Source organism: Desulfosporosinus orientis DSM 765 (genome assembly GCF_000235605.1).
GTDB lineage: Bacteria > Bacillota > Desulfitobacteriia > Desulfitobacteriales > Desulfitobacteriaceae > Desulfosporosinus > Desulfosporosinus orientis.
Genome location: NC_016584.1, coordinates 4,650,665 through 4,668,570 on the forward strand (window position 1 = coordinate 4,650,665; position 17,906 = coordinate 4,668,570).

Genomic DNA, 17,906 nt, shown 5'->3' on the forward strand with positions numbered 1-17,906 from the left:
CCGTTTTCTCATTAACAGACGGATTCTTGGATTATCACTGGATTTTTCCCCCTCTTCCAGGCTTGATCTGATTCATAAGTGTCACATGCAACATAATTAGTATATACCTGAATCATTTTATACACTCCTTATTACGTATCTTTTACTTTTCTTTTTCGCCGGACTTTCCTCATTTCCTTTCAAAAGAATGTACTGTAAAATGCTTAAAATGATTAGGCCCTCCTGATGCTGAAATGCAGCTACAGGAGGGCCTAATCATTTGAGGAATGGTGTCATGAACGGATTATACTGAGATAATGCAGCCACTTTAACTCCCTGCAGGATGTGGACTATGTGATTCATTCATTAAGAAAGCACTTTAAGATTTTGGATTAGGCTGTTTTTGTGATTCGTACTCCGCAAGCTTTATACTCATAGGTCTTGGACACCTTATCCGCAGCTCCATTAGTTAAGACATTCGTCGGGGTCTCCATATAATGGAATGTCATAAAGATCATCCCCTGGGGTACACGTTCGGTTATGCGGATTTTCGTTTCCAGTTCTCCCCGCCGGGAGACCACCTTAACACGTTCCCCCTCTTTAACGTCCAGTTGTTGAGCATCTAAGGGATTAATCTCAGCAAGTTCTTCGGGAGAATAACTTTCCAGAGCTTCTGAATTTTGGGTAAACACGTTGTAATGAGAGAGTTTGCGTCCGGTGTTTAATACGAAGGGATACTCTTCATCCGGCAGTTCATTGGCTGCCTGATACTCTATAGGCATAAAGAGTCCTTTGCCGCGAGAGAAGGTTTCTTGATGGAGGACTTTACTCCCGGGATGGTCGAGACTCGGCACCGGCCACTGCAATCCTTGCGTCCCCAGACGTTGGTGAGAAATCCCTCCATAGAGAGGAGTAAGACTGGCTATTTCCTGCATAACCTCTTCGGAAGATTCATAAGAAGATGGATAACCCATACGGTTGGCAAGTTCAATAATGATTTCTCCATCCGTCCTGGCATTGCCAATGGGCTTGATGGCCTGATTAACCATTTGTACCCGCCGCTCCGCATTCGTAAAGGTGCCGGTCTTCTCGGCAAAACTGGCTCCCGGCAGCACGACATCTGCCAGTTTAGCTGTCTCTGACATAAAGATGTCCTGCACAACAAGGAAATCGAGGGACTCTAAGCCTTTGCGTACATGATTGGCATCGGCATCAGTGATCACAGGATCCTCACCCATAATATACATAGCACGCAGATCTCTGTTAATAGCGGCCTTGAACATATCAGGAAGCATGAGTCCTATATTAGGATCGAGGGAAACTCCCCAGGCTTCTTCGAATTTCTTCCGCACTTCCGGATTTACGACCTTCTGATAGCCGGGGTAATCGCCGGGCAGTGCTCCCATATCGCAAGAACCTTGCACATTATTTTGTCCGCGCAAAGGGTTAACTCCGGAACACTCTTTACCCACATTCCCCGTCAGCATAGCCAGGTTGGCCAGGCTCATTACATTGTCCGTACCGGTGGTGTGCTCCGTAATCCCCAAGGTATAGAAAATCATGGCCCGTTCTGCCGTAGCATAAATCCTGGCCGCTTCCTCTAGTTGTTCCACAGGAACCCCAGTGATTTGACTTACTTTTTCCGGCGGATAGTTTTCCAGATTCTCCCCGAACTTATCAAAACCTTCCGTCCTTGCTTCAATAAAGGAAGGATCTTCCCAGCCATTCGCCAGGATAATGTTCATGATGCCATTAATAAGGGCGACATCCGTCCCGGGGCGAAGTCTTAACCAGAGATGGGAGCTCTCCGCCAGCTCAATTTGCCGGGGATCGGCGACAATCAGCTTTGCCCCTTTGGCTAGGGCTTGTTTCATCTTTGTCCCCACAACCGGGTGTGCTTCCGTAGGATTTGCTCCGATGACAAACATGACTTTGGCGTTAGGGATTTCTTCAAAGGAGTTGGTTGATGCTCCCGAGCCAAAGGAAACGGCCAGACCGGCAACTGTGGGTGCGTGACAGACCCTGGCGCAATGATCAATATTGTTGGTTCCAATAACTCCACGCATGAACTTTTGCAAAAGGTAATTTTCTTCATTTGTACAGTGAGCCGAACTTAAGGCAGCCAGTGCATTCGCCCCGTAATTCTCCTTGATTTCCCGGAACTTTGCCGCCACCAAATCTAAGGCCTCATCCCATTCCGCGGGCACCAGCACTCCATCTTTGCGAATCAAAGGTGTCGTTAAGCGATTAGGGTTATTAATCATATCCATTCCGAATCGGCCTTTGACACATAAGGCTTTGCCATTCACCGGGGCATTGGGATTTGAGGTAACACCAATTACTTTTCCATCTTTCACATTGAGATCGAAGTTACAGCCTGTCCCACAAAATGGGCAGGTTGTTTGAACTTTCTTCACTTCCCAAGGGCGCCCTTCACCCACCATTTTCTTCTCGCTTAGTGCACCTACCGGGCAGACTGAAACACATGAACCACAGAAGACACAATCGGATTCGTGATAAGGAAGATTAAAGGCCGGACCTACCTGAGTATCGAACCCTCGGAAGGAAAAATCCAAAACGCTTCGACCTTGAATTTCCTCACACACCCGAATACATTTGCCGCACAATACACATTTATTAGGATTCCTGACAATGAAGGGATTCCCGTCGTCCAGGGGCAGACTGCGGCGTTCGCCCTGATAAAGTTCTCCGGTAACACCGTATTCATAGGCGTACTTAGCTAAGGAACAATCCCCCATCTTTTGACAAGTCATACAATTCAAGGGATGATTCGCCACCAACAGCTCTAAAATAGTTTTCCGGGCTGCCCGGACTTTGAGATTTTGGGTTTCAACCACCATGCCCTGGGATACTTGGGTTACACAAGACGGAGGAAGATTGCGCATTCCTTCAATTTGGACAATACACAAACGACAGGAACCTGCAGGGGTAAGTTCCGGGTCATGACACAAAGTAGGAATTGGAATGTTATGCATCCTACATGCTTCAAGTACGGTCGTTCCCTTGGGTACGCTCACTTCGCGCCCATCAATTGTTAAGGTAAACCACTCCAAAATGTCTCACTCCTCATTTGCATTGTTATTAATATCGTCAATATTACTTAAAAATCACCAATACGTTGTTCTGCTTAAACAATGTATTGGTGATTTTAAAACGTTAGAGACTTGCTCAATACGCCATAAACACAAGTGCCGCAAACAATCAGGAAACTTATTCCTTAGAAACCATTATGCATAATATAATAGTTATATCTTTGCATAAGATATTGCTTATGAAACTTATTATAGCCTGTTTTGAAAATATATGCTAGTCATTACTTTGACTTTTATGGGAAAATTCACAAAAGGATCACATTCCATTGCTTTCCAGAAAATCCCGGAGTAAATTCATACAGACAACCTTGCGATATTCCGCGGAAATTCTTCCCCTAATTGGCAGGATCGCCTGGTCATAGGCTCTGAGATATTCTTTCTTAAGAGCTTTAGCCTCTTCGATGGTTTTACCGATCAGCATAGCGTCAAGATCCGGGCGTCTGATCACAACCTCACTGACTGCCCCGAAAGCAGTCTGACAGCAGACGACCCTGCCGCCCTCTGCAGCAAAGATGCCGGCAAAGGATACCCTGGAAATTGCCAGGGCATTTCTGGCCCCAACCTTCTTGTAATAGTAATGATTCAGACCGGTTTTAGGCATCAAAATCTCCGCGAGAAGTTCATCAGCCTCCAGAGAGGTTTTATTTCTGCCCAGATAGAACTGGCTTATGGGAATGACTCGTTCCCCTTGGCTGCTGATCAGGCGCAATTTCGAGTCGGCAGCCCAAAAGATCAGGGCACTGTCCGCCTTTGGCGATCCGTTGCAGATATTGCCGCCGGCGGTGCCCAGGTTGCGAATGGCTGGTGCCGCGATCTGGGAAACAGCTTCTTTTAAAATTGCCGGAGCCAGGTCACTTTCCAGAATATCTGTAAAGGTACAGGCAGCACCAATCCTAATGTATTCCCCATCCTCCGTGATGTTTTTCAGTTCGGATACTTTGTTCAAGAACAGATAACCGGCCTTTTCCTCCGGTTTAATCATCAAGTCGGTTCCTCCGGCGTAAGGAATGACCATCTCCCGGGCCCGGATGGCCAGGGCTTCTTCCAAGGATGCAGGGTGATATCCCTTTACCATAGTCCTTTCCCCTCCTCTGCCGCAATGCTGATTGCCTGGACAATGGCGTTATAACCGGTACACCGGCAAAGATTCCCGGAAATACCTGCCCGAATCTCTGCTTCGCTGGGGTTGGGGTTTTTCGCCAGTATGCATTCGGAAGCAAGAATCATGCCGGGAATGCAAAACCCGCACTGTACCGCGCTGACTGAAGCATAGGCTTTATCCAGGGCTGCAAAACGCTCTGTATCACGGTAGCCCTCGATGGTGGTAACCGTACTCCCTTCAATACTGCCCAGGGCCACCAGGCAGGAGTTGACCAGCCTTCCGTCAAGAATGACGGAACAGGCCCCGCATTCACCTTCTTTACACCCACATTTGACTCCCGTAATCCAGAATTCCTGGCGGAGAACATCCAGCAAACGTGCGTTTTCCTCGGCCTGGGAGACGACCTCCGAGCCGTTAAGGATAAATTTTACCATTATTTAAGCACCTCCCGTAAAACTCTCATGGTATCTTCCGGTGTGAAAGGCGCTTTATTCAGGTTGACGCCCAGGGCATTTTCCATGGCTTCCACATAAGCCGGAGCCGCCCCGACGAGAGGAAGCTCTCCGGCGCCTTTTGCACCATAGGGACCGTGAGTATAGGGATTGTTCATGATTTTTGTCACAAGATTGGGGACATCTACGGCTGTAGGAATGATGTAATCGCTTAAACTGTTGTTGCGGATCATTCCTTTATCGTTGCAATTCATCTCCTCCATGGAAGCATAGCCGATCCCCTGGAGAAATCCCCCATGCATCTGTCCTAAAATAATATTCATATCCACCGGAACTCCTACGTCGAAAATCCCCCATGCTCCTAGGATTTTGGTTGTAGCGGTGAGGGTATCCACTTCCACTTCAATGGCGTTAACCGACCAGGAATAGGTGGGATAGGCATCACCCTTGAATTCTGTAATGCTGAAGGGGATTACAAAATCAGGCTCAACGAAATGTTCTTCAATCACTTGTTCTTCTCCGGCTTTCCATTCTTCCTTAAGCCTCTCTGCTGCCCGCCTGAGCAATCCCCCAACGGTCATCAGGGAACGGCTGGCTACAGTGGGACCTGAGTCGGGAACACGGTCCGTATCCGGGTTCTCGATTAAGACCCTATCCAGAGGAATTCCCAGAGTATCAGCCACAATTTTACTGAAGGTCGTTTTCAGGCCTTGCCCGATATCTGAGTTACTGGCCAGGATCTCTACCGTATCATCCGGGTTTTTTCTGAGCCTGGCCACAGCCTTAATGATGTCCCGTTCCCCGCTGCCGGTGAAGCCGCAGCCATGGAAGAACATGGACAATCCAATACCTTTCCGGTAGCGGCCGGTCTGATTTCTATATTGTCTGTGTTTTTCCCGGTAACCTGTCAGTTCCTCAATCTCCTCAATCATTTCCGGCAAGGGTACATGGAAATGATATTTACCGCTGGTGGAAGTAGCATCACCCTGCTTAACCATATACTTTTGTTTTAGTTCCAGGGAATCCAGGCCCATTTCCTTAGCGAGATGATCCATCATCATTTCTACGGCGAAAAAGGTCTGGGGAGCGCCAAAGCCCCGGTAGGCGCCGCAAGGCACGGTATTGGTTTTTACCGCCCGCCCGGCAACCCGGAGATTGTCAACGCGATAAACCCCATTGGCACAGATCAGGCCCCGCTGCAGGACCACAGGGGAAAGGGTAGTATAGGCGCCGCTGTTAAAGAGGACATCAATATCCATCCCGGTAATTTCCCCATCTTTAACAGCAACTTTATAAGTGCAGATGGATGGGTGACGTTTGGAAGTAAACTCCATGTCTTCCCGCCGCTCAAAAACCACCTTCACCGGCTTGTTGGCCTTTTTGGCTGCCACTGCCGTTTGACAGGCGAGGATGGAAGGGAAGGCTTCCTTACCGCCAAAGCCCCCGCCGGTAACATCCTGGATGACCTGAACGTCTTTCTCCTCATAATCCAGGGCTTTAGCAACTGCACCATGGACATAATAAGGACACTGCAAAGAACCTCGGACAGTCATGCGTCCGTCATGGGGATAAGCAAGCATGCCCTGGGTTTCCAGGTAAGCCTGTTCCTGATAGCCGGTCTGAAAGGTCTCTGTGAACACCCGGTCCGCTTCTCTCAAAGCCTTCTCAATATCTCCCTTGGCATAGTTATAATTGAAGAAAACCGTGTCCGACTTAAGCATATCCAGAACCGGCTCCAGGTCTTCATAGACCACAACGATCTCATTCAGGATTCTCTCCACTTCTTTGAGCTCCGGACCTACAACCATCAGGATCGGGTCACCTACATACTCCACAGTATCCCCGGCAAAAACCGGGGTATCATCCTGAACGATATGAACCTGATTGATACCGGGAACGTCATTCTTATCCACCACATAATAGCCCTCAGGCAGCTGGGGCAGAAGAATCCCGGCAATGCGGGCCCTGGCCTTGGCAGAGTGCAGCAGCCTCCCCAAAAGCATGCCCTCCATGACATGATCATCCACGTATAGCGCACGGCCGCTCATCTTAGAATCATGATCCTTTTTCTTTACGGGTTTACTTATCCCTTCCATAAAGCCCCTCCTCTTTCAATCATAAGATATATTCCCCCGGTATAGAATGTTGATCAGCCAGGTAGTTGACCAGTTTGTGATAATCTTCCTTTGTGTCTGTATCCATCAGGCAGCCCAAATCCTCCACAGGTACTGTCGCCACCCGGTCTTCAAGGGTTTTCCAGACTTCACGGAGGCCCCCTTCTCCCGTAAAATTGAGAATGAGATCTCTGCACTGCCAGGAAATCAAGGGCGGATGTTTGCGCTTTCCGTCAATGGCCGGAAAGGCCGCCAAGGCCTGGGTTCTGAGCATAGCCTCTTTTACTGCCCTGAAAGTCTCTGGATGAATGGCCGGCATATCCCCCGGCAGGAGATAAAAAGCATCACAGGGCTTAAGGGCAGAGACTCCGATTTTTATGGATGTCAGCATATCCGTTTCTGCATAGTTTTGGTTATAGGCAAGCTTCAGCCGGGAACGGGCGTACTTATCTGCCAGGTAAGCTTCAACTTCTTCAGCCCGGTAACCCAGCACGAGGATCACCTGGCCTGCGCCGGCCTTTAGCATACTGTCAATACAGGATTCAATCACTGTTTTGTTCTGCAATTTTAAAAGCGGTTTAAAGGCTTGCATACGGCTGGATAACCCTGCAGCCAGGATGATGCCATTAATTTTCATTCAAACCTCTCGCTTTCTGATTAAACAGTCCTTTGATTTTATGCTTCCCATTGCTTTCCTTTGCTTACTTCCTGCCTGTTCCTTTAGTTGATAGCTTTTTATAAAAGGTATCTCGCAAGGGCAGCTGAGCGCGGAATTTGCCGTCCAACCGGTAATAAGCATGGGAGCAGGCCGGAGCTGTGGGAATCAGGCACAATTCTCCCACACCTTTTGCTCCATAGGTTTCAGGGATTTTCCCTTTCCCTTGCACCAGGATAACTTCCAGGTCCGGAACCTCCGTGGCCCTCATCAGTCCTAAGGTTCCTAGTTTTGTCCTGGGATAACCGCCCTCAACTTTAAACTCTTCGCTCAGGGCATAGCCTAAGCCCATGACGATCCCCCCTTCGATCTGTCCTTCAACGGACTGAATGTTCACGGGAGTTCCCACATCAAAGGCTGCCACAACTTTGTTAATTTTTCCTTCTTCATTGAGTATCACAACTTGAGCTCCATAACTATAACTCACATGACTGATGGGATTCTCTTTGACAGCTCCCATGGGATCCGTCTTAGCAGAATACTCCCCGTAAAACTCTTTTCCTTCCAAATCCGCCAGGGTTAAGCCTTGATCCAATTCTGCTTTCAATTTTTCCGAAACTCGTCTGACGGCTTCACCGGTAACCACCGTCTGCCGGGAAGCGGTGCTGGTCCCTGAATTAGGAGTGCGCACCGTATCCGCTCTTTCATGGACGATCAGGGCCGGGTCTATGCCCGTGGTCTGACAGAGCACCGTGGCGCACATTGTGCCGATTCCCTGTCCCATACAGGCTGCCGAGGTGCGGATATGGACTTTGCCTTCCTCAATGGATAAAATACAGCGGCCGATATCCTTTTTTCCCACACCTGTGCCGCTGTTTTTAAAGCCGATGGCAATGCCCGCATAGGGATGGGACTCATAGATATCCTTAACCGCCTCCAAACATTCGGCCATGGCCACGCTTTCATCCGCTGCCTGCCCATTAGGCAGGATTTGCCCGGGACGGATGGCATTGCGGTAACGCATTTCCCAGGGTGAGATTCCCACCATTTCTGCCAGCAGGTTAATATTGTTTTCCGTCGCAAAGCAGCTTTGAGTTACCCCAAAGCCCCGGAAGGCCCCGCCCACCACGTTATTGGTATAAACAGACATGCCGAAAATATCGATGTTCTGATAATTATAGGGTCCGGCGGCATGAGTGCAGGCCCGGTGCAGTACAGGTCCGCCCAGGGAGGCATAAGCACCGGTATCCGCAATGATAACCCCTTTCATACCGGTTAAATAACCATTTTCGTCACAAGCTGTGGTGAACTCCAATTCCATGGCATGGCGTTTGGTATGATAATCAAGACTTTCCTGCCGGGAAAATTTAACTTTTACCGGTTTTTGGGTATGCCAGGCCATTAAGGCCGCATGGTGCTGGACACTCATATCTTCTTTGCCGCCAAAGCCGCCGCCCACCAGTTGGGTACGGCAATGCACTTTTTCCACGGGAATCTTCAGCATCATGGCGATTTCACGCTGTTCATCATACACGGACTGAGCACCGGAATACAGAAAAATACCGTCCTCTCCCTCGGGCAGGGCAATGGCACATTCCGGTTCCAGGAATCCATGCTCCTGAAAGGGGGTCTTATACTTTCTGGTTACCACATATTTCGAATTCTTAATAGCTTCATCCGCATTGCCCCGCTGGAGACTGGCGCGGCTCATGACATTTCCGTCGGCGTGGATTAAGGGAGCATCAGCCTTTAAGGCATCTGTGGGGCAGGTTATGGGTTCCAGTTCGGTATAGTCTATTTCAACTAAGCGGCATACTTCATCCAGTTTGTCTTTATGATAGGTTGCTACTAAAGCCAGGGAATCTCCCACATATCTGGTGGTACCCCCTTGAGGAATCATGACATCCCAATCCTGCTTGGCATGTCCGATCAGATTATTGGGGACATCTTTGGCCAGCAAAATTTTCACACAGTCCGGATGAGCTTCAGCTTTGCTGATATCGATTTTTTCTACAACAGCTCTGGGATATTTGGAACGAACTGCCTTTGCATAAATCATGTCCGGGAGGACAAGATCATCGACAAAAACCCCTGTGCCATTAACTTTTTCTGCTGCATCAATACGTTTAAATTTCTGGGCCAATTTCAGTTCACTGGGCGAACTGGGGATTTCAAGATTATCCCTGAAATAATCTGCAGCCCTTAAAATAGCTTCTTCAATTTTCTTATAACCGGTACAGCGGCAAATGTTTCCCTTGATGGCCTTCTTGACATCCCCTCGGGTGGGATTGGAATTAACATCCAACAAGGCTTTGGCGCTCATGATCATGCCCGGAATACAAAAACCGCACTGAACCGCACCTGCTTCTCCAAAACAGTGTTCATAAACTGCTTTTTCTCTCTCACTCAATCCTTCAACCGTCAGAATCCGCTTGCCAGCGAACTTGGATACTTTCTGCACACAAGCTTTAACTGCTTTGCCGTCAACTAAAATCGTGCATGTCCCGCAGGCCCCTTCGCTGCAGCCATCTTTTACCGAAGTAATCCTCAAGTCATCTCTTAAAAAGCTCAAGAGAGGTTTGTCGGACATAGAAACGACATCTTCGCCATTGATATTTAAAGTAAACATAAATAACCTCCTGTCTTACAATAATTCACAACAGCTGGTGTTATGAATCATTATAAGTAGGAGGTTATACTTCATCAAATTCTTTCTCAAAAGCACTTGCTTTCCTAAAAACCGTCTTCTAAAAATAACCGGTTAAATTCATCCTTGGAGTATTGGCGCACATTCTGCTCAAAGCGCTGGTACTTTTCCAGGAATTCAAGGCCTTCTTTTGTCAAATAAGTCTTGCCGCCCTTACTGCCGCCATGCTGTCTTTTGACCACGGCATACCCTAACTCTTGTTCCAGCCCGTTGAGCATATTCCAGGCTTTACTGTAAGACAAGGCAATATGCCGGCAGGCACTTCGGACAGAATTTGTTTCCTGGATCAAAAGCAACAGCAATTTGGTTCGGGAATCGAAAAACAAGAACTCTTTTTCAATGCTTATTCTTACAAAGGGATGCAATATATGCTGGTTGTGTTTTTTTATGAGCAGATCCAAGCGATCAAGGTCATCCATACCCTGGAGAACACCCTCGTCGTCGATATCCATCCATTGTCTTTCGATCCCCAGGCTGCGAATGGCTCCCCGCATGCCCATGCTTCCGTTATACTCCAGGATTTTAGGGATCAACGGGGCAGATATCAGGAGAGGATGGCCCGTCTTCCCCTGGTAGGATGGTGAAATTACCTGTGCCTTGCATTCCATCATTTTGCGGATAGTCTCCGGGGTAAACATGGGAATGTTAACCGGATTGAAAAGGACCTGGTCACATTTATTCTCTAAAAATCTCAGCCCGATTTTGGCCGAATCAAACATCTGAGAGTTCTCATACTGTTTATTTTGCAAAAAGATAACTCCATAATCCGCTAAGTCATGCTCAATGTCTCCGGTATCCCTGCCGGTAATGACGACAATGGGGGAAATTCCAACTTGTTGAAAGGTTAGAACAATTCTTTTCACAGCAGTAATGGAGCCGATTTTCCAGAGCGGCTGTCGTTGCTCTCGATCTGAAGATTTTCCGGCTGCAACAATAATTCCGCCTGTTGTTTTCTTTGCTTTTCTTTCCATACTCTTACTCCATCCGGTAAGCAGACTGTCAGGAAGTCAGCTTTCCGATTTATTATCAAGAATATAGCTTTATGATAAACAATTCAGACAAAGATGTCCATGGCTTTGATCTGGTTCCCATTTAACAAGGATCTTCATACACTGACTGCCTGGTTTGAACCTTCAAGATCACGTGCAAAAATCCCGCAATCACTTGCGGGATTATGTAGTCTCTGGTGCGCCACCCAGGATTCGAACCAGGGACCTGCCGATTAAGAGTCGGATGCTCTACCAGCTGAGCTAGTGGCGCTTATGGTAGCCCCAACGGGATTCGAACCCGTGTTTCCGCCTTGAGAGGGCAGCGTCTTGGGCCTCTTGACTATGGGGCCATGCATTTTTGGCTCCGGGACTAGGATTCGAACCTAGGCTATGTGATTCAGAGTCACACGTGCTACCACTACACAATCCCGGAAGATCCCTGCCTTAAAAATCGGCAGTCATCACTTAAACGCTATGCATAATCATTAGTTTTAGATTATGTCACGTCCTTTATTATAGTTGATTTATAACTTATATGCTAGTCTTTTTTATAATTTTTTTAATGACTCCGGGGCTTAATTCTAAATTTTACAGTCCCCTTCCCCTTTAAAGTTTCTGAATATAGTCAATAGCCTTATCTAAACGTTCCAAGCATTTCTCTTTCCCTAACAACGCCATGACATCAAACAAACCCGGGCTAACGGTTTGACCCGTTAAGGCTAGTCTGGTCGGGTGAATAATCGTGCCGCCTTTAATCTCAAGTTCCTTCATTAATTGTCGATAGGCATTTTCCACCCTTTCCACATCAAACACTTCCAGGGGTGCCAAACACGCTCGGCCCTTTGAGAGCAAATCAGCCACGTTTTCTTGTTTAACAAAGTATTTCTCGCGGCCTTTTTCATCATAGGCAACAATATCCTGAAAAAAATAACGGCTTGCTTCCACCAGTTCTTTTAAAGTTCTTACTCTTTCCCTGACCGTATTTACGACGTCACGAATGTATTCTCGCTTTTCTTCTGCTTCCCTGGTACTGATTAGACCCGCCTCAATGAAAAAAGGTAGGGCCTGCTGAGTGAGACTATCTAAATCATAAGTGGTCATATATTGGCCATTAAGCCAGATTAATTTTTGAACGTCATAGACCGCAGCTGTTTTGGATACTTTTTCGAGGCTAAAAACAGGGATAGTTTGCTCCGGGGAGATGAGTTCACTCTGCTCCCCTGTGGGAGCCCAGCCCAGAAGGGTCAAATAGTTGACTAAAGCTTCAGGGAGACAACCCATCTCTTGGAATTCTCCCACAGAAGTTGCGCCGTGTCGTTTGCTTAACTTACTGCGGTCCGGTGCTAAAATCATGGATAAGTGGGCAAAGGAAGGGACTTCGTATCCCAAGGCGTCGTATATAAGACGTTGCTTTGGTGTATTGGACAAATGTTCTTCGGCCCTGATAACATGACTAATTTGCATGGCATGGTCATCCACGACACAGGCAAAATTATAAGCCGCCGCTCCATTGGATTTCATAATGATAAAATCATCAAATTGCTCCAGCTCAAAGCTGACTGTTCCTCTAATAATATCCTGGACAATAACCTGACCTGTTTCCGGCACTTTAAGCCGGGTCACTGAAGGCTGCCCTTGTTCCAGCCGCTCTTTAACTTCCTCTGCCGATAAGTTCCGGCATTTCCCCGAATATCGATAGGGTTTACCCTCTTGCCGCTGCTTTTGGCGTTCTTCTTCTATTTCTTCTCCACTACAAAAACAATGGTAGGCTTTTTTCTCGCTAATTAAAGTTTGAGCCGCCCTTGTGTAAAATTCTTGTCTCTGAGATTGAAAATAGGGGCCAAAATTCCCACCTTTTTCCGGGCCCTCATCCCAGTTAATCTTTAACCATTTCAAGCTATCCAGTATTTGCTGAACAGAATCGTCGATAAGCCGGTCTGCATCCGTATCCTCAATTCGAAGGATTAATGAGCCGTTATGTTTTTTGGCAAACAGCCAGTTAAACAGGGCCGTTCTTGCTCCCCCGATATGCAAATAGCCTGTAGGGCTGGGGGCAAATCTTACTCTGACCTTTTCCATTGTTAACTCTCCTATGCTATTTTTATCATTAGTTTTTAATTATTATTGCTTATTATTAACCAATTATATATCTCCGGGTGTTCAAATATCAAGCCGCTCGTTTTTTTATTCACAAACTTTTTTGCTAAGACCAGTATATTTCCCGGATTCTTGATTATCACTGGATTTTCCCACTCTTCCAGGGCTTGATTCAATTCAGTTCCTAGTTAGAGATTAAAGTAAACCGATAATTTTTCAAGGATTACCATTGAATAGCCTGTCAATTTGGGTTAAAATATTATTATTTCAGTCCATGACAGATTCAAGCTGCTGTAAAGTATATTAAGGAGTGAGCTACATGAATTATGAACAAATGTGGAATGAATTACTTAATAAAATCAAATTTGAGTGTGAAAAGGTTAATGGGATTAATGGATCAACTAAAGAAGATCACATCAAATTCAACGCACTATATAAAATCGTTAAACTCATGGAAGATATGGAAGGCAAAGTATAACCATAGGTCTCAAATTGGCTGCTTATCCCCTGAAATGGCTTTTGATTTTCGAACCCGAGATTACAAAAGAATGTACTGTAAATGCTTAAAATAATTAGGCCCTCCTGATGCTGAAATGCAGCTGCAGGAAGGCCTAATTATTTTATGATGAAGCAGGAAATGCACCAATGATCAGCGAATGTCCTATCAACTATCTTTGCAAAGTAATTAGTTATTCTTTTGATATTAAATACTCGCATTCTGATAAGGAGTAACCAAAGATGAAAATTACGATAAGGCCTGCCCGGGATAACGAAAACGATGCTCTAACTAATATCTCTTTTACATCAAAGAACTATTGGAATTACCCCCAGGAGTATTTTGACGTCTGGAGAAGGGAGCTAACCATTACTTCTGATTACATCAATACCAATATTGTATTTGTTGCTGAAGTTGATGAAATCGTTGCTGGTTATTTTTCAATAGCGGAAGTAAAAGAGGATTTTTTTACAGGCCAGGTTATGATTAAGAAAGGCTTTTGGCTGGAGCACCTATTTATTCTGCCAGAATTTATTGGTCAAGGGATTGGAACGGATTTAATGTTTAAAGCCAAGAACATATGCGCACAGATGAAAATAGATCGTTTATACATATTTTCTGATCCCAATGCTAAAGGGTTCTATGACAAATTAGGAGCCAAATACATTGGCGAATCACCCTCAAGTATTGAAGGAAGAATGGTTTCACTATTTGAATTAGAAGTAAACCTCATTTAAACAGCCTTCCCTAAAGTGACCTCTCCCCCTTCGTTATTAACACCCAGCCAATGACAAGGATAACGGCCAGGCTTAGGATCATAGGAAGCAGAATCACCATAACTCCATAATAACTCGTTCGTAACGTTTGCTGATTATTGAGCCCCGCTCTATTTTCCTCGGCCGGAGTCGCCGTGAATCTGGCCTTATCCCGGATTTCCCCCTGATCCCCCTGCCAGGATACCGTAAGGTTCGCCTGAAGGTTTAGGGCCTTGAAATCCTCACAGCGCAGCTTAAGGATCATGCCGTTCTCCTGAGAAGCTTTAAACTGAGCAAAGAGCTCATTTCCCTTGTTATTAACGAACGATTGCCCGCCCGTCTTCTCAGCAATCTGATCCGCTGCCTTCTTAAAATCCTCATCTGTTGAATCAGGCTGGCCAAGAATCAAGTAATAAACAGGCAGCCTGTCAACATCAAGATAGTCTTTCAGGTCAGCACTACTGAGGCAGTCTCCTTCCACCCCGCCGTCGGTAATAAGTACAATAACCCGCCGGGAAGGAATGTCTGAGGCCGCTCTTCCCAGGTCATAAGCTTCTCGAATCCCGGAATATAAACAGCTTCCTGTCTTAGCATCCAACGTTAAGGCATTTTCAATAGTTTTTGTTACCTTGTCCGAAGAATCGTTGCTCAGGAAATCCTTGACTAGCTGCAACTGGTTGCTCACAGCGAAGACTGCCATTTTATCCTTTGCACCGGCAAAGCCAAATAATCCTTCTAATATACGCTGAACCTCACTAAAATAGGCTGGCATGGATGCTGATGTATCGACCAGGACCAGGTAGGCGGTATTTTCTGTAATTCTGTTTCCTTGCTTGATCGGCTGAATGTCCGTTAGCTGGACTGGGATGTCGTTAATTTTAATACTCAAATTCTGTTTGAGTATGGCGTTATTCATATTCACATTATTCAGCTGCACAAATACTCTTAGGCCCGGTAAGTTCGACTCTATTTGAGTAATTCTCAGCTTCGGATTAGCGGATGCCTTGCCGGCGCTGGCAGCCAGGAGGACGGTCAGAATTAACAGTATTAGCCCAAGAAGGGTTCTTCTTTTTACAGTCCCAATTTTTCTCTCCCCCCTCCAGCTGAATTGACACTGTTATACTATGCTTAGGAGGAGTATCTTTAGATTAACAAATACTGTCATAAAAACGGAGCGTCCCAGGGCCAAGGGCGTCAGTTTTACTTCCTGAGCTGCGTCTATTAAATGGAGTGGTTCAAATTTCTTTTATGTTGCCATCGGTGTGTTGAGGAGGGTTTTAAAAATGAAGAAAGCTTGGTTCTTAGTGGTTCTGCTCACGGTGTTTGTTGTTGTCACGTTGCCTAGGTTAGGTAAAGCAACCAGTGAAGAGGTAACGCTCACCCCGGAACAAAGTCTGCCTAGCGTAGAAACAGCGGAAAATCTGCGCAATCTTTTGAAGGAATCGGAAAGTTCCAGAACATTGCTGGGTCGAGGAAGACTCTATGTCAGTGACGGGATGTTGGGGGCAGTGAATAAATCCGCACAAGCAGCATCAGAAGCAGCAGCACCTGCACCCTCAGATCATTCAACCACCAATCTGCAAGTAGAGGGTGTGGATGAAGCCGACATTATTAAAAACGACGGTCAATACATCTATCAAGTGAACCCTCAGGAACTGATTGTTTCTCAGGCTTACCCTGCCAATCAAATGAAGATAGTCAGCCGCATAAGCTTTAAAGAGGGAGAATTTACACCCCAGGAGCTTTACGTGGATGACCATTATTTGGTCTTAATCGGAAATGCTTATTATCCGGGAACTTCCTCTCCTGATACTCCCAAGGTTCAGCCTCAAGTCCGGGATGCTTCCCAAGTGCAAATCTATCCTCCTGTCTGGATCAGGTCTGTCTCCAAGGTCATCGTCTATGACCTTGCCGATAAAACCAATCTAAATAAGCTCCGGGAACTGGAACTGGATGGTGACTACCTATCTTCCCGTAAAATCGGTTCCAACCTTTATTTAATCGCTAACAAGTATTTAGATACCTATCGAATTATGGAACAAGGTGCAGAACCGTCCCTCCCCAGTTACCGTGATACTGCCGGCAAAGGAGATTTTGTGACCATAGGCTATCCAGACATTCATTACTTTCCCCAATCCATTGAAGCTAATTATTTGCTGATGGCTGCTCTTGATCTGGATCAGAAGGATCAGGAAATGCAGGTTTCAGTTTATCTGGGTTCCGGTCAGGCCGTCTACGCTTCCGCCTCCAATCTCTTTGTAGCCGTAACCCAATACCAGCAGCAACTCCCAAAGCCTGAGCCGGCTTTATCGGAATCAACATCTGAAACCCAACCGGCATCGAATAGCTCTGCTTCATCTTCCCCGGCCGTAGCGCCCAAAACCTTAATCCCTCCCGTTAAACTATCCACCGGTCTCTATAAATTCGAACTCTCTCCAGGCACTACTGCCTATAAAGCTAAAGGTGAAGTTCCGGGCACCACTCTTAATCAGTTTGCCATGGACGAAAATAAGGGCTATTTGAGGATCGCAACAACAACCGGTCAGATTTGGCGTACGGATGAGCTTACGTCTAAAAATAACGTCTATGTCCTGGATGAAAACCTTCAACTGGCAGGCAAAATCGAAGATATTGCTCCCGGTGAGAAGATCTATTCCGTTCGCTTCATGGGAGACCGAGGCTACTTGGTAACCTTTAAAAGTGTCGACCCCTTCTTCGTCCTGGACCTTAAAGACCCTGCCGCTCCGGCCATTTTAGGCGCTTTGAAAATCCCGGGATACAGTGATTATCTCCACCCTTATGATGAAAACCATATCATTGGTTTCGGCAAAGAGACCATCGAAGTAAGTCAAAGTGGTTCTTTTTACCAAGGTCTTAAGTTAGCCGTCTTTGATGTCACGGATGTTGCTCATCCTATGGAGATGTTTAGGACAACGATCGGCGACCGGGGGACGGATTCCGAAGTACTTCATAACCACAAGGCCCTCCTTTTTGATAAAGAAAAGGGGATTTTATCCTTCCCCGTTACCCTTATGGAAGTGGCCAATCCGGGCAGCGTCAATTCAAGGAACATCTTCCCTGACTACGGTCAATTTACCTATCAGGGTGCTTATGTTTATCATTTTGATCTGGTCAACGGCTTCAACCTAAGAGGAAAGATAACCCATCTCAAGAATGAGGATATCCTAAAATCCGGTCAGTATTATCTGAACAGCTCTAAGACCGTCGAGCGGGTGATGTTCATCAAAGACACCCTTTATACCATTTCCCAAGGGATGATCAAAGCCAATGATCTTTCGTCACTACAAGAGAAGAAGAGCTTAATTCTAAAATAAGTCTCCATTTTCCCTGTCAATTGAACCTGATGTAAATTAACTCAATTCCAAATACGAAAAAGCGTAAAATATAAAAAGGCTGGAAGCATGTTTGCTGCTCCAGCCTTTTTAT

General features: G+C 46.3%; 12 protein-coding genes and 3 tRNA genes. 3 read left to right on the forward strand and 12 right to left on the reverse strand.

Annotated elements, in window-relative coordinates; all coding sequences use genetic code 11:
• Window positions 1-371: 371 nt before the first annotated feature.
• The 11 genes from fdhF to gltX all read right to left on the reverse strand — a co-directional run bounded on the left by fdhF (window position 372) and on the right by gltX (window position 13,190).
• Window positions 372-3,053 carry a formate dehydrogenase subunit alpha gene (gene fdhF / locus DESOR_RS21470; protein WP_014186696.1) on the reverse strand — a complete coding sequence of 894 codons (2,682 nt, stop codon included), beginning with the start codon at window positions 3,051-3,053 and terminating at the stop codon, window positions 372-374.
• A 295-nt stretch (window positions 3,054-3,348) separates the two neighbouring features.
• Entirely contained in the window at window positions 3,349-4,167 is an 819-nt protein-coding gene (locus DESOR_RS21475) for an FAD binding domain-containing protein (RefSeq protein WP_014186697.1), read from the reverse strand.
• Window positions 4,161-4,628: a (2Fe-2S)-binding protein gene (locus DESOR_RS21480; RefSeq protein ID WP_014186698.1), complete on the reverse strand. Its 468-nt coding sequence runs from the start codon at window positions 4,626-4,628 to the stop codon at window positions 4,161-4,163. The genes DESOR_RS21475 and DESOR_RS21480 overlap by 7 nt, the downstream gene beginning before the upstream one ends.
• Window positions 4,628-6,742 carry a xanthine dehydrogenase family protein molybdopterin-binding subunit gene (locus DESOR_RS21485; RefSeq protein WP_014186699.1) on the reverse strand — a complete coding sequence of 705 codons (2,115 nt, stop codon included), beginning with the start codon at window positions 6,740-6,742 and terminating at the stop codon, window positions 4,628-4,630. Before DESOR_RS21485 ends, DESOR_RS21480 begins: the two co-directional genes overlap by 1 nt.
• A gap of 19 nt (window positions 6,743-6,761) precedes the next feature.
• Window positions 6,762-7,397: a nucleotidyltransferase family protein gene (locus DESOR_RS21490; protein ID WP_014186700.1), complete on the reverse strand. Its 636-nt coding sequence runs from the start codon at window positions 7,395-7,397 to the stop codon at window positions 6,762-6,764.
• 64 nt (window positions 7,398-7,461) lie between these two features.
• Window positions 7,462-10,044: a selenium-dependent xanthine dehydrogenase gene (gene xdh, locus DESOR_RS21495; protein WP_014186701.1), complete on the reverse strand. Its 2,583-nt coding sequence runs from the start codon at window positions 10,042-10,044 to the stop codon at window positions 7,462-7,464.
• Between the two features lie 104 nt (window positions 10,045-10,148).
• Entirely contained in the window at window positions 10,149-11,093 is a 945-nt protein-coding gene (locus tag DESOR_RS21500) for an NTP transferase domain-containing protein (protein ID WP_014186702.1), read from the reverse strand.
• A 213-nt stretch (window positions 11,094-11,306) separates the two neighbouring features.
• Window positions 11,307-11,382 (reverse strand) — tRNA-Lys (locus DESOR_RS21505).
• 3 nt (window positions 11,383-11,385) lie between these two features.
• A tRNA-Glu gene (locus tag DESOR_RS21510) sits at window positions 11,386-11,461 on the reverse strand.
• A gap of 9 nt (window positions 11,462-11,470) precedes the next feature.
• Window positions 11,471-11,544 (reverse strand) — tRNA-Gln (locus tag DESOR_RS21515).
• Window positions 11,545-11,717: 173 nt separating this feature from the next.
• Window positions 11,718-13,190 (reverse strand): glutamate--tRNA ligase, encoded by a 1,473-nt coding sequence (gene gltX / locus DESOR_RS21520; RefSeq protein WP_014186703.1) that lies wholly within the window; start codon window positions 13,188-13,190, stop codon window positions 11,718-11,720.
• 337 nt (window positions 13,191-13,527) lie between these two features.
• On the opposite strand from gltX, the gene DESOR_RS29830 reads away from it, so the two are divergent.
• Together DESOR_RS29830 and DESOR_RS21525 are read left to right on the forward strand one after the other, a co-directional pair.
• Window positions 13,528-13,686, forward strand: a complete 159-nt coding sequence (locus tag DESOR_RS29830; RefSeq protein ID WP_014186704.1) for a hypothetical protein — start codon at window positions 13,528-13,530, stop codon at window positions 13,684-13,686.
• Between the two features lie 260 nt (window positions 13,687-13,946).
• The gene (locus DESOR_RS21525; RefSeq protein ID WP_014186705.1) at window positions 13,947-14,441 is read left to right on the forward strand and encodes a GNAT family N-acetyltransferase; all 495 of its coding nucleotides are present in this window, start codon (window positions 13,947-13,949) and stop codon (window positions 14,439-14,441) included.
• A 10-nt stretch (window positions 14,442-14,451) separates the two neighbouring features.
• On the opposite strand, the gene DESOR_RS21530 is transcribed toward DESOR_RS21525, so the two are convergent.
• The gene (locus tag DESOR_RS21530; RefSeq protein WP_242832382.1) at window positions 14,452-15,375 is read right to left on the reverse strand and encodes a vWA domain-containing protein; all 924 of its coding nucleotides are present in this window, start codon (window positions 15,373-15,375) and stop codon (window positions 14,452-14,454) included.
• A 367-nt stretch (window positions 15,376-15,742) separates the two neighbouring features.
• Here DESOR_RS21530 and DESOR_RS21535 point away from each other — a divergent pair, with 367 nt between their 5' ends.
• A complete protein-coding gene (locus tag DESOR_RS21535) occupies window positions 15,743-17,794 on the forward strand; it encodes a beta-propeller domain-containing protein (RefSeq protein WP_014186707.1) in 2,052 nt (683 codons plus the stop codon).
• The last annotated feature ends 112 nt before the right edge of the window (window positions 17,795-17,906 follow it).

What these genes read in the sequence shown, in the direction of transcription:
- DESOR_RS21480 (WP_014186698.1), bottom strand. Translation starts at nt 4,628, where the DNA reads ATGGTAAAATTTATCCTTAACGGCTCGGAGGTCGTCTCCCAGGCCGAG.
- DESOR_RS21490 (WP_014186700.1), bottom strand. Translation starts at nt 7,397, where the DNA reads ATGAAAATTAATGGCATCATCCTGGCTGCAGGGTTATCCAGCCGTATG.
- DESOR_RS21500 (WP_014186702.1), bottom strand. Translation starts at nt 11,093, where the DNA reads ATGGAAAGAAAAGCAAAGAAAACAACAGGCGGAATTATTGTTGCAGCC.
- gltX (WP_014186703.1), bottom strand. Translation starts at nt 13,190, where the DNA reads ATGGAAAAGGTCAGAGTAAGATTTGCCCCCAGCCCTACAGGCTATTTG.
- DESOR_RS21525 (WP_014186705.1), top strand. Translation starts at nt 13,947, where the DNA reads ATGAAAATTACGATAAGGCCTGCCCGGGATAACGAAAACGATGCTCTA.
- DESOR_RS29830 (WP_014186704.1), top strand. Translation starts at nt 13,528, where the DNA reads ATGAATTATGAACAAATGTGGAATGAATTACTTAATAAAATCAAATTT.
- DESOR_RS21535 (WP_014186707.1), top strand. Translation starts at nt 15,743, where the DNA reads ATGAAGAAAGCTTGGTTCTTAGTGGTTCTGCTCACGGTGTTTGTTGTT.
- xdh (WP_014186701.1), bottom strand. Translation starts at nt 10,044, where the DNA reads ATGTTTACTTTAAATATCAATGGCGAAGATGTCGTTTCTATGTCCGAC.
- DESOR_RS21530 (WP_242832382.1), bottom strand. Translation starts at nt 15,375, where the DNA reads ATGAATAACGCCATACTCAAACAGAATTTGAGTATTAAAATTAACGAC.
- DESOR_RS21475 (WP_014186697.1), bottom strand. Translation starts at nt 4,167, where the DNA reads ATGGTAAAGGGATATCACCCTGCATCCTTGGAAGAAGCCCTGGCCATC.
- DESOR_RS21485 (WP_014186699.1), bottom strand. Translation starts at nt 6,742, where the DNA reads ATGGAAGGGATAAGTAAACCCGTAAAGAAAAAGGATCATGATTCTAAG.